This is a genomic window from Paractinoplanes polyasparticus, from assembly GCF_019710575.1.
Classification (GTDB): domain Bacteria; phylum Actinomycetota; class Actinomycetes; order Mycobacteriales; family Micromonosporaceae; genus Actinoplanes; species Actinoplanes polyasparticus.
This window is the reverse complement of sequence record NZ_JAHWFK010000026.1, coordinates 1-15116: the sequence shown is the minus strand read 5'-3', so window position 1 is coordinate 15116 and position 15116 is coordinate 1. Positions and strand designations below refer to the sequence as shown.

Here is a 15116-nt window from a genome sequence, read left to right as displayed (position 1 = left end):
GATGGTGACCTCACCTGTCCGGGCGGCCGACCTCATCGAGGTAGTCGCGCTTGCGTGTCCACGCAGGAAGGTCCAACGTGATCTCCCACGGTTCGTGGATGGTGACCAGCTCGTCGGTCTGGAGCTGACGGTGGTAATTGCCATCCACGCCTAACCGGTATTGCGTGAAGGTCACCTGGACATCCAGCGGATCAATGATCCAGTAGTGAGGGATACCGGCGAGAGCGTAGTCCTTCATCTTGTTGTTGCGGTCGTAGTGTTTCGAGGATCTGGAAATGATCTCCACGACGAGCGGGACATCAGCCGGCAGCACCGGCGATCGGTTCGCGCCCTCCGCGCGGATGAGGACGACGTCTGGCTTGAGCTCGCTCCGCAGACCCATGCGAACTGCCTGTTCACCGTTGACGACGTACTCGAACTCCGGACACTGCGCTTCGACCGCGTTAACTGTTCGGTTGACGATGATCTGATGGATAGGAAGCGCGTGGGGGGTCAAGACGAGCCTTCCGTCGATCAACTCGTAACGAAGATCCTCGGGAAGGTCAGCCAGGTCATCGACGGTCAAGTCGTGCCGCTCGAGCAGGCGAGGGTCGACCAGGGAGAGAACAGCGGTCATCGAATCCTCCTCGATGGGATCGCGCTCCATCATACTAGTCACCCGACCAGTTGCTCTATGCCAATATCAATCAGACCGGCGAGGACGTCGGCCTGATCGCAGCCTACCCAGCGTCGGGCGCCGCACTTCTTCGTCCGGCAGGATCGCGAGGTCGTCGATCGCGAACTCGACGTCGGGCAGCAGGCAATCAACAAACATAGTCATAAGCTAATTGCTTAGTGACCAGTCTGCGATCGTCCGGTCAGCGCTTGTCGTCGTCCTTCTTCTGCTGTTGCTGCTTCATCAGCTTGTTGAAGTCGAGGTTGGGGAGGTTGAAGCCGCCCGCTCCACCCGCGCCACCCAGGGCGTTCGGGTCGAGGCCCGGGGGCAGCTGGGGCATGCCACCCGGGAAGCCGGCCGGCAGACCGCCGCCCCCACCCGTACGGGGCCTGTTGTTGCCGCCCTTGGTGCCCTTGCGCTTGTTCTTCGGGCTCTTGGTGGCCTTGCGCCGGTTGCCGCCGGGCAGGCCCATCATGCCGCCCATCTGCTTCATCATCTTCTGCGCGTCGGCGAAGCGGTTGAGCAGCTGGTTGACGTCCATGACGGTGACGCCCGAGCCGTTGGCGATGCGGGCGCGGCGGGAGCCGTTGAGGATCTTGGGGTTGGTGCGCTCGCCGGGGGTCATCGAGCGGATGATGGCGGCGACCTTGTCGAAGTGCTTGTCGTCGAGCTCGGCCAGCTGGTCCTTCATCTGGCCCATGCCGGGCATCATGCCGAGGATGTTGGCGATCGGGCCCATCCGCCGCACGGCGATCAGCTGGTCGAGGAAGTCTTCCAGCGTGAAGCTCTCACCGGCGAGGAGCTTGCCGGTCATCTTCTCTTTCTGGTCCTCGTCGAAGGCCTGCTCGGCCTGCTCGATGAGGGTGAGCACATCGCCCATGCCGAGGATGCGGCTGGCCATGCGGTCGGGGTGGAAGAGGTCGAAGTCCTCGAGCTTCTCACCGGTCGACGCGAAGAGGATCGGCTCGCCGGTGACCTGCCGGACCGACAGCGCGGCGCCACCGCGGGCGTCGCCGTCGAGCTTGGAGAGCACCACGCCGGTGATGCCGACGCCGTCGCGGAAGGCCTCGGCCGTCTGCACCGCGTCCTGGCCGACCATGGCGTCGATGACGAACAGGACCTCGTCGGGGTCGACGGCGTCGCGGATGTCGCGGGCCTGCTGCATCATGTCTTCGTCGATGCCGAGGCGACCGGCGGTGTCGACGATGACGATGTCCTTGGCGGTGCGCTTGGCGACGTCGATCGAGTCGCGGGCCACCTGGACCGGGTCGCCGATGCCGCTGCCGGGCTCGGGCGCGTAGATGTCGACGCCGGCCCGGCCGGCGATGACCTGGAGCTGGTTGACCGCGTTGGGGCGCTGCAGGTCGGCCGCCACGAGCAGCGGCTGGTGGCCCTGGCCCTTGAGCCAGCGGGACAGCTTGCCGGCCAGCGTCGTCTTACCGGCGCCCTGGAGGCCGGCCAGCATGATCACCGTGGGCGGCTGCTTGGCGAACTGGAGCCGCCGGCCCTCGCCGCCGAGGACGGTGACGAGCTCCTCGTGGACGATCTTGATGATCTGCTGGGCCGGGTTGAGCGCCTGCGAGACCTCGGCCCCGCGGGCACGCTCCTTGAGGTTGAAGATGAAGGCCTTGACCACGGGCAGCGCGACATCGGCCTCGAGCAGCGCGAGACGGATCTCGCGGGCGGTGGCGTCGATGTCGGCGTCGGTGAGCTTGCCCTTGCCCCGGAGCTTGGTGAAGATCCCGGAGAGGCGGTCACTCAAAGTGTCAAACACGGTGAGACTTCCCGTTGGTCAGAAGAGAGCGGCGATGAGGCAAGCCTAGCCGCCCGCGGGAAGCCTTACCGGTTCCGCATCCGGTACGTCTTCTGAGCCGCCTCGATGCGCCGCTGGGTGCGGGTGCCCGGGGCGAGGCCTTTCTTGGCCTTCGAGTAGAGGTAATACCCGCCACCGACCGCGAGGGCGCCCACGATCAGGTAGAACAGCACCGGGCCGATCAGCGAGCTGACCACCCAGCCGACAGCGATCACTCCGGCGATCATTGCCACCAGAAATGCGACGGCCTTACCCATCCCGGCCTCCCAAGATAAAAGCATCGACCTCCACCATGACGCAGCAGGGCAAGCCTCCGCATCAGCCGTAACCCTGAGCGCGTCCCCGTAGGGGTCGACCACGATTGAGTATCCCAAAACGCCCATAACCCACCTAAGCCGTCTATGCGGCGCAACTCGCCGGAGAGGTCGCCGTTGGGCGGTCCGTGAGCCCCCGGATCCTCCAGTTGACGCCCTGGCCCGTACGCCGGCGCCTGCTCGGCCAGGTGCAGCGCCGCCTGCTTCCGCTCGTGCCGGAATCCCGCCGCCTGCGGGTGGCGCGGCAGCTCGTCCCGCTCGGCCCGCGGCGCCGGCTCAAGCCGATCACCGACGCGCCCGCCCTGCGGGTCCGCACAGCCTCGGGGCGGCTCACCGCCCGGCGCCGCCTCGACGCCCACCCCTCGGGCGTACGCCGGGAGAACCTCGACCGCGTGCTCGACGCCCTCACCAGCGCCGGCATCGGGTGGTTCCGCATCCCGGTGGCCGACCTCACCCGTACCGGCGTGGCCGTGGCCGAGACCGACCGCAACCGCGCCCTCGGCGTGCTGCGGGAACTCGACGCCCACCTGGAGGCCGTCGCGCCCCGCGTATGGCGGCTGAGCTGGCCGGTCACCGACCCGCAGGGCCGCCTGACGTTCGGCACCGAGTACGGCTGCGAGGTCGAGTTCTGGAAGGCCGAGGGCGGCAACCTGGTCGGCCCGCGCAGCAACCCGGTAGCCGACGTGGTGCCGGCTGACGAGCCCGAGATCGTCGTGGCCGAGCCGGTCTTCGGGCCGTTCGGGGCGCCCGGCGGGGCCCGCCGCTACCGCACCCGCGAGGTGTTCACGATGGTCAGCCCGGACCGGGTCGCGTTCCCGATCGACGCCGTCTACACCTGGGTCGACGGCGACGACCCGGCCTGGCGAGCCCGTAAGGCACGGGCGCTGCGCGAGAACGGCTGGGTGGCCGGCTCGAACGAGCAGACGGCCAACGACTCGCGCTTCGTCTCGCGGGACGAGCTGCGGTACTCGTTGCGGTCGCTGCACGCGTACGCGCCCTGGATCCGGCATGTCTTCGTGGTCACCGACGACCAGGTGCCGGCCTGGCTGGACACCACGCGGAGCGACCTGACCGTGGTCAGCCACCGCGAGATCTTCGGCGACACGGGACGGCTGCCCACCTTCAACTCGCAGGCGATCGAGTCGCGGCTGCACCGCATCCCGGGCCTCAGCGAGCATTTCCTCTATCTGAACGACGACGTCTTCCTGGGCCGCCCGGTGGCGCCCGAGATGTTCTTCACGCCGGGCGGGCTGACCCGGTTCTTTCCCTCGGCGGCGCTGGTCGGATCGGCGCCGCGCACCCCGGGCGACACCCCCGCCGACTCGGCCGGCAAGAACAACCGCGACCTCATCCAGCGGGCGTTCGGCCGGGTGCTGACCCGGAAGATGAAGCACACCCCGCACCCGTCGCGGCGCAGCGTGCTGAACGAGATCGAGCTGCGCTTCGCCGACCGGGTGGCGGCGACGGCCGGGCACCAGTTCCGGCATCCCGAGGACATCGCGCTGCTCTCGTCGCTGCAGCAGTACTACGCGTACCTGACCGGGCGAGCAGCCCCCGGTGAGATCCGTTACCTCTACACCGATCTGGCCGATCCGCAGACCCCGTTCCGCCTGGCCCGCCTGCTGCACGACCGGCACCTCGACGCGTTCTGCCTCAACGACACGCAGAGCAGCCCCGAGGCGGTGGCCGAGCAGGCTGCCCTGCTGGCCGAGTTCCTGCCGGCGTACCTGCCCTTTCCCTCCCGCTGGGAGCTGGCGATCCCACGGGCGGGCACCATTTCCCCGCGTACGCCGGTGGTGGCGCGACAGATCAGCCGGGCCCCGCTCTCGGAGGCGACGCGATGAGCTTCGACGTGGTCGTGCTGGGGCTCGGGTACGTCGGGTTGCCGCTGGCGCAGCAGGCCGTGCGCGCGGGTCTGTCCGTCGCCGGGTTCGACGTCCGGCCCGACGTGGTGGCCGGCCTGCAGGCGGGACGCTCCCATGTGGACGATCTGAGTGACGACGACGTCGCCGGGATGCTGGCCGGAGGCTTCACCCCGACCACCGACGAATCGCTGATCGCCACGGCCGCCCACGCCGTCATCTGTGTGCCCACCCCGCTGTCCGAGGGCGACGGCCCCGACCTGCGGGCGGTCACCGGCGCCACGGCGGCGATCGGCCGGAATCTGCGTACGGGAATGCTCGTGGTCCTGGAATCGACGACGTATCCCGGCACGACCGACGAGGTGGTGCGCCCGCTGCTCGAGGAACTGTCGGGTCTGGTGGCGGGCTTCGACTTCCACCTGGCGTTCTCGCCCGAGCGCATCGACCCCGGCAACGAGCAGTTCGGCCCGCGCAACACTCCCAAGGTGGTGGGCGGCTACACCCCGGCCTGCACCGAACGGGCGGCCGCCTTCTACGGCCGCTTCGTCGACACGGTGGTGCGCACGCGCGGCACCCGCGAGGCGGAAACGGCCAAGCTGCTGGAGAACACCTATCGGCACGTGAACATCGCGCTGGTCAACGAGATGGCCCGGTTCTGCCACGAGCTCGGCATCGACCTGTGGGACGTGATCCACGCGGCGTCGACCAAGCCGTTCGGCTTCCAGGCGTTCTATCCCGGCCCCGGAGTGGGCGGCCACTGCATCCCGATCGACCCCAATTACCTCTCGCACAACGTGCGCAGCCGGCTGGGCTACCCGTTCCGCTTCGTAGAGCTGGCCCAGGAGATCAACGCGACGATGCCCTCGTACGTGGCCCGCCGCGCCCAGAACCTGCTGAACACCGACGGCCAGGCCGTACACGGCGCCACGATCCTGCTGCTGGGCGTCACCTACAAGCCGGACATCGCCGACCAGCGCGAGTCCCCGGCCGAACCCCTGGCCCGTCATCTGCAGTCGCTGGGCGCCGACGTCGTCTTCCACGACCCGTTCGTGACCGACTGGATCGTGCCCCGGGCCGGCGACCTGCGGGGCACGGTGACCTCGGCCGACCTGGTCATCCTGGTGCAGAAACACCGCGCCTACGACGCCGATGAGCTGGCCGCGCTGGCCAAGCGCTTCTTCGACACGCGCGGCGCCACAACGGTTCCGCAGGCCCACCGCCTCTAGGTACCGAGCGCGGTGACCAGCGCGGCCAGGGTCTCCTCGACCTCGACGTTGACAGCTTCCAGAGCAGCCCGTACGGCGCCCGGATCGGCGGTCAGCCCGGCCTGCGCCGCCCAGTCGAGGGCCGCGGCAACCACCTCGTCCACCGACAGCACGAGCGGCGGCGCCCCGAACTCCTCGGCGACATCCGGATGCAGATAGGTGCGCCACCGCTGCCCGCCCGGGGTCAGTGCCTCGACGTCGGCCACGTCACTGTCCATGATGTATGCCCAGAGCGCCGGCATCCCCGTGCTCGCAACCGTTTCAGCCAGAGCGCCCGCAGCATCACCGTCGAACTGGATCCAGCGCCAGCCGTCCTTCCGCTCGCTCTCCCACAGAACCGGCGCGGCCCCGCCCCGATACGGGCCCCCGATCCGAGCCACCAGAATGCGGCCGCTGTATCCCATGCGCCTCAGCCTTGGAGTTCGGCCGCGTTGCGGCGCGACACGTAGTAGGGCGGATCGTCGGGCACGTCCTGCATCGGCGGGCCCGGCCGCAGCGCCGGCGCCAGCACCGGGAAGATCCGTTCGGCCGCCGCCGGACCGAAGTCACGCCAGTCCTCGGTCGCCAGCAGCCAGTAGCCGCCGGCAGGCAGGCGCTCAGCCTCGGCGAACGCGCCGCTGCCGCGGAACGTGTCGAGACCGCCCAGCCGCTCGCCGATCTCCCGTGGGCAGACCGTCAGCCAGGCATAGCCCCGGAGCGTCTCGCGGCTGGTGAGTGCGGTCCGGCCGGGCCGGCCACGGAAGACGTCCTCGTAGGCGGTCCGCCCGCTGCCCCGGTCGTACGAGATCTCGGCGTACGCCAGATCCGTCGCCTCCGCGAAACTGCGCGCGAAGGCCAGCGTCGACTTCTGGAAGTCGCGGTCGTCGAGCAGTTCCGGGCCGAACCGAACCTTGAGGAACAGCCACCCGTGGTCATCGTCGTTGGTGTCCAAGGCCACCGAGAACGTCGGGAACGCATTCGGAAACCCCTGCCGGTCGAGCGTGATCAGAGAGAGCGCTGCATGGTGGGGCACGGTGGCCAGCCGGCCGAGGAAGGCGTCCCACGACTTCGCCGTGAAGGCGTTCGACTTCCAGCGCAGACCGCGTGGGCCGTGAACCGCGGTCTCCACGGTGCTCCAAACCTCGCCCGGCTGCCCGAAGGGCTGGTCGATCGGCCGTTCCACCGTCACCTGCAACTGCATCTGCCACGTCATGGCGACACCACCGTCCTGATCGGACGGGATTCTAGGCGCTACTGAGCGATGCCCAGCACCCGGCTCAGCGCCTCGCGCAGCACCGTGGCCGGCTCCTCGGGCAGGCCGTCGCTGCGGAAGCAGACGTAGTTGTCCGGGCGGACCAGCACGCATCCGGAGTCGCCCATCTCGCGCACGCGGGCCCAGTCGCCGTACATGTCCTCGTAGTCGGCGCCGGGCCCGATGGTGACCGCGACGACCGGCAGGCCCGCGGCCGCCTCGATCCAGGCCTCGCCGCCGAGCCCGGTGATCAGTGTGAAGCGGCCCCGCCCGCCGATGTCCAGGGTGGACAGACGCTGCCGACCCAGGCCGACCCAGGCGTGCGGCAGCTTGGCGCCGGGCCAGGTGGTGGCGTGGTGGTAGAGCTCGTCGTCGCGCGGGTTGGCCGGGACGGGAGAGCCGTCGGGGATGACGGCGGACGAGGCGTAGCGCTGGTTGAGTTCGACGCCGTGGGTGTTGAACTCGTAGTTCTTGAACTCGATGGCTTCGCGCAGGGCCTCGCGCTGCTTCTCGGCAGCCGGCGTGGGCAGCTTGCGGGCGTCCATGTTCGCCCGCAACTGCTCGGGGTCGTCGGCTGAGAGCAGGCCGAGCGCCTCGAAGATGCGGGTGGTGTCGCCGATGCTGCGGTTCGCCCGGTCGACGATCTGCTTGCCGATCGGCGCGCGTTCGGCCGTGTACGAGTCGAGCAGTGCCGGGCCGGCCGTCCCGTCCAGCACCATCTTGAGTTTCCAGGCGAGGTTGTACGCGTCCTGGATCGACGTGTTGGAGCCGAGCCCGTTCGACGGCGGGTGCCGGTGCACGGCGTCGCCCATGCAGAACACCCGGCCGCTCTGGTAGTTCTCGGCGTACAGGTGGTTGACCGTCCACGCCGAGGACGACTTGATCGTGACGGGCACCGTGTCGTCGCCGATCAGGTGGTGGGCGATGCGCCGCGCGTACTCCTCGGTGAGGTCCGGCGGCTCGCCGTTGATGTCGTAGCCCCACACGATCAGCCACTCGTGCCACGGGCGCACGCAGCGCACCAGGCCCATCCCGATGCCGCCCACGTCGGATCCGGTCTGCAGCACCCAGTACAGCGTGCTCGGCCGGTACGCCGTGTACTGCGTCAGGTCGGCCTCGAACACGATGTTGATGCTGCCGGCCACCCCCATCTGGCCGACCATCGGCAGCCCTATGTCCTCGGCCACCTTGCTGCGGCCGCCGTCGGCGCCGATCAGATACTTCGCGCGGATGGTGTATTCGTCGCCGCGCAGCCGATCGCGAACCCTGACGCGAACGGATGAGGAGTCCTGGGTGTGCGACAGATACTCGGTCTCGTACCGGAACGCCGTGCCGCGGGCGATCGCGGCCGACGCCAGCACCGGTTCCATCAGGTGCTGCGGCATGTCGCAGATGCTCGACGGCGAGGCCAGCGCGTGGTCGGCCAGCCGTGACGGGTGGGTGTACCAGGTGTGCAGCCGGCCCAGCTCCTCACCGGCGAGGCTGGAGCAGAACGTCGTGTCGCCCATCAGGTGCTGGGGTGTGGCCAGGGCGACCACCTGGTCCTCGATGCCCGCGTCGCGCAGCACCTCCATCGTGCGCTGGTTGGTGATGTGCGCGCGGGGCGTGTCGGAGAGGCGGCCGTACTTGGTGACGACCATGTTCGGTACGCCATAGGTGCTCAGCAGAAGGGCCGCGGCGCCACCCGCGGGCCCGCTGCCGACGATGAGCACATCGGTCTCGACATCAGCCATTCCCGGCTCCCAGTCTGAAGGTGAACTCGACGGTGCGGCTGCCGTCGGGGCCCGGTGGGAACTCGACGATCAGCTCGTCCTTGACCCCGAAGACCGCGTCGGAGTCGAGGTAGCGCCCGCCGGCCACGAAGAGCTGAGTGATCAGCTTCCGGTGGCCGGGCGCGCTGATCATGAAGTGCAGATGCGGCGCCCGGTACGGATGCCGCCCGGTGGCCCGCAGCATCTGACCGACCGGCCCGTCGTCAGGGATCGGATACTCCGACGGCAGGATCGACCGGAACCACAGCGTTCCGTCGGCCCCCGAGCGCAGCCGGGCCCGCAGCACCGGCCCCTCGAGCTCGGGCAGCTGCACGTCGTAGAAGCCGTCCTGATTGGACTGCCAGACGTCGACGACCGCGTCCGGGATCGGCCGGCCGTCGAGGTCGGTGATCCGCACGTCGGCCCGCAGCGGGACGCCCGGCAGACCCTCGGCCAGGTTCGCGCCCGAGGGCACGGCCGGCGGCCCCTCGACGTAGAACGGGCCGAGCACGGCCGACGGCGTCGTGTCGGGTGACCGCGAGTTGGTCAGCAGGTCGACCGCGCTGGAGATGCCCAGGGTGTCGCTGAGCAGCACGAACTCCTGCCGGGTGGGCGAGCACAGCTGCCCGGTGCGGGTGAGGAAGTCGATCGCGCCCAGCCACTCGGCCTCGGTCAGGTCGTTGTCGACGACGAAGCCGTGCAGCCGCCGCACGAGGTCGCCCAGCAGCTCGGCGGTCCGCGGATTCGAGGCCCCGGCGAAGCTGGCCACCACCTGCTCGGTCAGCGCGGTCAGATCGGGCCGGTCGTCGAGGGCCGCCGGGCGGTCGCCCCGCCAGGCCTCCTCGAGAATGGCGAGGACGCCCACATCATCGCCGGCGATCTTGGGCAGGTCGGCCTCGCCCAGCCCCAGTTCGACCAGCGAGCCGGGGGCGCCGAGCCGGGTGGCCAGGTCGAAGACCGCGGTAGGGGCATCGGTCGCGCCGAGCGCGCCGGCGATCCGGCGCATCGCGGTCGGGGACGAAGCAGCCATCACGTGCGGCAGCAGCACAGCGTGCGTCTCCGAGTGCGGCAGACCGTACGACCCGCCCAGCAGATGGCAGAGCTTGTGATGCAACCCCATCCGGACTGTGCCCAGGCAGATCCCGGCCAGCCAAGCGCCGAGCAGAGCGTCGGTGCGCGCGTCCGGATCGTCCGGCCGCTGAGCCAGGACGGGCAGCGCGCGGGCCAGCCGGGTGATCGACTCGAGCGCGAAGTTGTCCGTCGCCGGGTTGGCGTCCGGCGAGTAGAGCGCCTCGACCGCGTGCGCCATCGCGTTGAGCCCGCTGGTCACCGAGAGCCCGACCGGCAGCCCGAGTGTGAGCTCGACGTCGTAGATCACGGTCTTCGGCGCCAGGGCCGGGTCGCTGCGGGTGGTCTTCTTCCCGTCCGCCGTCTCGCCCACGATCGGGGTCATCTCCGAGCCGGCGTACGTGGTGGGGACCGCGACCAGAGGCAGGCCGGTCCGCCCGGCCAGCGCCTTGCCCAGGCCGGTGGCCGACCCGCCGCCGACCGACACGAGGCAATCCACGCCGCCGGCGGGAACGAGCTCCAGGGCACGCTCGGTGACCTCGACCGGGGTGTGCATGGCGACGCCCGAGAAACGGGCGACCACCAGGGGGCCCAGCACCTCGGCGGCCCGCTCGCCCCGCCCGCCGAGCAGCAGCACCCGGGTCGCGCCGAGTCGTTCCACCTCGTCGCGCAGCCGGCTCAACGTGCCCGCGCCGAAGATCACTCGCGCGGCGTGCCCGGTGTAGACGAAGGATTCCACGCGCTCAGTCTCGGCTCGCGGGCGTGGCAGATCCTGCACATCCGGGCTGCACAATTCAGGCGCGGCGCAGGGCCCCGGGCGTGATGCCGAGGTGGGCCCGCAGCACCCGGGCCAGGTGTTCCTGGTGCGAGAAGCCGCAGCGCAGCGCGACCTCGGCGATCGGCAGCCGGGTGCAGCGCAGCAGCAGGCTCGCGGCGTCGACCCGGCGCTGGATGAGGAACTGGTGCGGCGACAGCCCGGTGCGCGCCTTGAACTGCCGCGCGAACTGGCTCACGCTCAGCCCGGTCGCCCCGGCCAGCTCCCGCAGCGGCAGCGCGTCGGCCAGGTGCTCCTCGACCATTTCCCGTACGGCGTGGAACTGCCGATCGGTGAGCCCGGCCCGCACCCCACCGGAGCGCGGGGGCGCGACCCGGGCCCGCACACTGTGCCGCCGGACGAGTTGCGCGGCGAGCGCCTGCCCGAGAAGGTCCACATAAGTACGGGCCGACGGTTCCCAGTGGCGCACCGCCTCGTCGAGGTTGAGCAGCAGCTGTTCCACGAGCGGGTCGACACTGCCCAGTTCCTCGGCCAGCTCCACCGGCTCACCGTCGTGCGCCGCCCGCAGCAGTTCGTCGCTGAGGTAGGCGTGCACTGTGTCGAGGTCTCCGGCGAGCTCGACGGTGAGGTCCTTGCCGGCCGGGTGAACGAAGAGCCCGCCCGGCGGGACCGTGCGTGTGCTGGTCAGGCCGAGGTGGCCGCGGCGTACCGTGACCGGGCCGTTGAGGTGCAGGATCACCAGGTGGCTGGGGGCGCCGCCGAAGCTGGCCTGGTAGGGCTGCTCGCTCTGGGTCGAGACATAGAGCTGCTCCCAGCCGAGGCCACGGCTGGTGCGGTCGGGCCGGACCCAGGGCTGCCGGAGGATGCCGTTGGTGTCCTGGACCGTGAGCTCTGTCACCCGACCATGACACCTCAGGTGACGCGGAAGGTCCAGCGCGAGTTCAGCGCGTAGTTGACGATCGGGACGGCCACCAGCGCGATCCCCTGGACGATCAGGTAGGGGCCGGCCACCAGTCCGAGGATCGCGGCGTTGAGGGCGAAGGCGACGGCGGTGACGGCCAGAAAGCGTCCGCCCGCGGTCAGGTGGCCGGTCGGGGATCGGAAGACCCAGGCGCGTTGCAAGCCGTACGAGACCAGGACGCTGGCCACGAAACCGGCCGACGACGCCACCACGGGCCGCATGCCGAGGCCCTGGACCAGCAGGAAGCCGGCGCCGACGTGGGTCACGGCACTGGCGGCGCCACTCACGCCGTACCGCAGAAGCCTTTCAACGCTCGGCACGCTCGGCCCGCACCCACTGCTCCGGGAGCGACGCGATCTGATCCGACCGCTCCTGCACGAGGTACCGGGGGCGGCCGCGCACCTCCTCGTGGATGCGGGCCAGGTACTCACCGATCACCCCGAGACCCAGCAGCAGGAACGTGCCCATCACCAGCAGCAGCAGGATCACCGTGGGGAAGCCGGCCACCGAGCCGCCGCCGAGCCAGCGGATCAGCGTCTGCGCGCCCAGCAGGACGGCGAACGCGGCGAATGCCAGGCCGACCATGGTGACCAGGTGCAGCGGCGCCGAGGTGAACGAGGTGAGCCCGTTGACCGCGAGCCGGAACAGCGAGCCGAACGTCCAGCGGGAGCGGCCGCCCGCGCGCTGGTCGATGTCGACCTCGATGGTGCTGCGCCGGAAGCCGATCCAGCTGCTGGTGCCGCGGAAGAACGAGGAGTGCTCGGGCAGGCGCAGCAGGGCCTCGAGGGCCGGGCGGCCGAGCAGCCGGAAGTCGGTCGCGTCGATCAGGTCGACCCGGGTCAGTCCGGTGAACGCCTTGTTGAACGCGCGGCCGCCGAGCCGGCCGACCAGGCCCTGACCGGTGCGGTTGCGCTTGACCGCCTCGACCACGTGGGCGCCCTCCCGCCAGCGCCGCACCATCTCGGGGATGGCGTCCGGCGGGTGCTGCAGGTCGGAGTCGATGACCACCACGGCGTCGCCCCCGGCGTGCTCGAGCCCGGCCAGCACGGCCGACTCCTTGCCGAAGTTGCGCGACAGCTTGAGACCGCGCACGTGCTCGTCGAGCAGCGCCCGCGCGGCCACCCGGTCCCACGAGTCGTCGGTCGAGCCGTCGTCCACCAGCACGAGCTCGTAGGCGAGCCCGGCCGCGGTGAGCACCTCGGCGAGCCGATCCACGAAGCGGTCCACGCCGGCGCCCTCGTTGAAGATGGGCGCCACTACGGAGATCATCGGGCTCGATACCGTCACGCTCGCCCAACGACAGCGCGGGAACAAAAGTTACAGACCCGCAGTCAACGCAATAGTTCCGACAGGGTTGGCGGGTGGGCTCGGTTCACAAAAATCGTGCGGACTGTTCCGTGGTCGCGGTAGAGCCGGGACAGCCGTTCCGAGAGCACGTCCTCCCACGACCGGTCGGGTCGGTGCCGCTCCCAGGTCTCCCGGTCGGGCAGGTATTCCAGCAGCACACCGAAGTCGCGCAGCAGGGCGAAGGACGAGCAGTCGGTCAGCACCACCGGACGGTGGCCGGGCTCGATCCGCACGCGCTGCCGCAGCGTCTGCACGAACTCGCGCAGCGGCTCGAACTCGAGGCCGATCACCACATAGAGGCAGGCGGGCGTGCCTTCCACGGCGGGGGCGGGCGATTTCGTACGGGACCAGCCCGGGAACCACCGCTGCAGCAGCGACCGGCCGTCCCGCAGCCGGTCCCGCTCGCGCCGCAGCTTCTCGCTGCGGCGACGTTCGTCGACGAGCGTGGCCTCCATCGTCCTCAACCGCCCGGCCATGGCGCGCAACTCCCAGCGCGCCCTCTGCATCGCGTCGATCGGCTCCCGCGCCGACGGCACCTGCACTGCGGTCTCGTGCACCTCAGCCTCCGATCCGTTCCCGGCGGGCAGCCAGCCCGCTCAGCCAGGTCGCCGCCCCGCTCGCGCCGTTGGCGAACGTCAACTCCTCGCAGCGCCGGCGCAGGGCGTCCCGCACCTCGGGCCGCATCGCCGCGTCGAGCTCCCCGACGGGCAGCGCCACCCCGGCCGCCTCCGCATACCGGGCCCGGACGGCTCCGGGGTCCCGCGGGTCGGGCACGAAGACGCTCGGGATGCCGAAGCGCAGCTGCTCGTGGAAGCCGTGGTAGTCGGCCGGACCGACCACCAGGTCGAACGCCCGCAGGTGACGGCCGGCCCGGTCGCGCCGGACCACCTGGAAGCCCCGCTCGGCGACCGGCTCCACCAACGCGTCCAGCCGCACCAGGGCCGCCGGGCGGTCGTCCAGCCCCAGCTCCGCGCGGGCGGCCGCGGTGTCCAGCAGATCCCCCGCGTCCAGCAGCGTTATCGGTTCGGCCCCGTCGGCCAGCTCCCCCGGCACCAGCACGTGATCGAACCCCTCGGTCCCCTCGCGCCCCACCTTGACCCAGACGACGCCCGGAACCACGGGCCGGTCGCGCCACCGGCCGTCGACCACCACGACCTCGGGCCGGTGCAGGTCGATCAGATGGGCCAGACGGTCGCGACGGACCGCGCGGGACGGGATGTGCTCGGTGAGAAACCCGTCCACGGCGCCGGACGACTGAGTCACGATCACCGGGGCCACCGCGGGCGGTAGCCGCCGCGCGATCGCGGTCAGCCGGATGAGCGCGTCCTCGTCCTCGCCGACCAGCAGCATGCGCCGGGTCGGTACGGGCGCCACCGGCCCGGCGCCCCGGGGCCGGGCGGGCGCGCTGATCCGCGGCCGGATCCCGTAGCCGGCCAGCCAGCGCAGGTGCGACCGTCCGGCCCTCGGCCCGGGATCGTCGACGGCGACGGTGCGCTCGGCCCGTACGTCGGGAAGGTCCTCCACGATCGGCCGGCGCCCCCGGATCACCAGCAGGCGCGCCTCCACCGGCTGATCGTCGCGAGCCAGCTCGGCCAGGCCGTCGCGGATGAGATCGCGCACCGGCGACCCGAACGGCAGCGGCCGGTCGTCGCCCGGCAGGGGCACGTGCACCAGCACGGTGCTCAGGGCCGCGTCGGCCTGGGCCCGCACCTCGGCCGCCACGTCGGGCCCGGCGAAGCGGAAGTCGGCCAGGATCGCCACGTCGTGAACGGTCGTCGGCACGGCTGATCCCCCTTCTGGCGCTCTCTGGAGGGCCTAACGATCACCAACACGGACCGTCACGGCAACGTCACACAAACGGCATGGAAGGAGCCAACCAACCGGCACCCGAAGGGCATCGGCCCAGCTACCAACTCTTCCGCGCAGGCGTCGAACAAGAACGGTGAGAGCCCCGGTAGCAGCCGGGACCGCTTACCGGAAGGCAATCGATGCGTTCTTCGATCACCAAGCGTCTGGCCCTGATCGCGATGATCCCCGCCACCCTGCTCGTCGTGGTCGCGTTCGCCTCGTCCGC

The 15116-nt window shown here is 70.5% G+C and carries 14 protein-coding genes; 2 read left to right on the top strand and 12 right to left on the bottom strand.

The window, feature by feature from the left end:
• Positions 1–10 precede the first annotated feature (10 nt).
• From KXC43_RS25010 to KXC43_RS25000, 3 genes are all read right to left on the bottom strand, one after another.
• Positions 11–649, bottom strand: coding sequence for a Uma2 family endonuclease (locus tag KXC43_RS25010; RefSeq protein WP_255644780.1), 639 nt, complete (start codon positions 647–649; stop codon positions 11–13).
• Between the two features lie 208 nt (positions 650–857).
• Entirely contained in the window at positions 858–2429 is a 1572-nt protein-coding gene (gene ffh / locus KXC43_RS25005) for a signal recognition particle protein (protein WP_221378582.1), read from the bottom strand.
• A gap of 65 nt (positions 2430–2494) precedes the next feature.
• Positions 2495–2725, bottom strand: a complete 231-nt coding sequence (locus KXC43_RS25000) for a hypothetical protein (protein WP_221378581.1) — start codon at positions 2723–2725, stop codon at positions 2495–2497.
• Between the two features lie 185 nt (positions 2726–2910).
• On the opposite strand from KXC43_RS25000, the gene KXC43_RS24995 reads away from it, so the two are divergent.
• On the top strand, positions 2911–4626 hold the full coding sequence (locus tag KXC43_RS24995; RefSeq protein ID WP_221378580.1) for a stealth family protein: 1716 nt from the start codon (positions 2911–2913) through the stop codon (positions 4624–4626).
• Positions 4623–5870, top strand: coding sequence for a nucleotide sugar dehydrogenase (locus KXC43_RS24990; protein ID WP_221378579.1), 1248 nt, complete (start codon positions 4623–4625; stop codon positions 5868–5870). Before KXC43_RS24995 ends, KXC43_RS24990 begins: the two co-directional genes overlap by 4 nt.
• Here KXC43_RS24990 and KXC43_RS24985 read toward each other — a convergent pair.
• From KXC43_RS24985 to KXC43_RS24945, 9 genes are all read right to left on the bottom strand, one after another.
• Positions 5867–6313 carry a hypothetical protein gene (locus tag KXC43_RS24985; RefSeq protein WP_221378578.1) on the bottom strand — a complete coding sequence of 149 codons (447 nt, stop codon included), beginning with the start codon at positions 6311–6313 and terminating at the stop codon, positions 5867–5869. The genes KXC43_RS24990 and KXC43_RS24985 overlap by 4 nt on opposite strands.
• Before the next feature lie 5 nt (positions 6314–6318).
• Positions 6319–7101, bottom strand: coding sequence for a hypothetical protein (locus tag KXC43_RS24980; protein ID WP_221378577.1), 783 nt, complete (start codon positions 7099–7101; stop codon positions 6319–6321).
• Positions 7102–7139: 38 nt separating this feature from the next.
• Positions 7140–8873 carry an FAD-dependent monooxygenase gene (locus KXC43_RS24975; protein ID WP_221378576.1) on the bottom strand — a complete coding sequence of 578 codons (1734 nt, stop codon included), beginning with the start codon at positions 8871–8873 and terminating at the stop codon, positions 7140–7142.
• Complete coding sequence (locus KXC43_RS24970; RefSeq protein ID WP_221378575.1) at positions 8866–10698, bottom strand: maleylacetate reductase and hydroxyquinol 1,2-dioxygenase domain-containing protein; 1833 nt, start codon at positions 10696–10698, stop codon at positions 8866–8868. The genes KXC43_RS24975 and KXC43_RS24970 overlap by 8 nt, the downstream gene beginning before the upstream one ends.
• Before the next feature lie 55 nt (positions 10699–10753).
• Entirely contained in the window at positions 10754–11632 is an 879-nt protein-coding gene (locus KXC43_RS52810; RefSeq protein ID WP_221378574.1) for a helix-turn-helix domain-containing protein, read from the bottom strand.
• Positions 11633–11646: 14 nt separating this feature from the next.
• Positions 11647–12015, bottom strand: a complete 369-nt coding sequence (locus tag KXC43_RS24960) for a GtrA family protein (RefSeq protein WP_221378573.1) — start codon at positions 12013–12015, stop codon at positions 11647–11649.
• Positions 12002–12964 carry a glycosyltransferase family 2 protein gene (locus KXC43_RS24955; RefSeq protein ID WP_221378572.1) on the bottom strand — a complete coding sequence of 321 codons (963 nt, stop codon included), beginning with the start codon at positions 12962–12964 and terminating at the stop codon, positions 12002–12004. The genes KXC43_RS24960 and KXC43_RS24955 overlap by 14 nt, the downstream gene beginning before the upstream one ends.
• A gap of 62 nt (positions 12965–13026) precedes the next feature.
• A complete protein-coding gene (locus KXC43_RS24950; protein ID WP_308129241.1) occupies positions 13027–13599 on the bottom strand; it encodes a hypothetical protein in 573 nt (190 codons plus the stop codon).
• Between the two features lies 1 nt (position 13600).
• Positions 13601–14824 carry a hypothetical protein gene (locus KXC43_RS24945; RefSeq protein WP_221378571.1) on the bottom strand — a complete coding sequence of 408 codons (1224 nt, stop codon included), beginning with the start codon at positions 14822–14824 and terminating at the stop codon, positions 13601–13603.
• Positions 14825–15116: the final 292 nt, after the last annotated feature.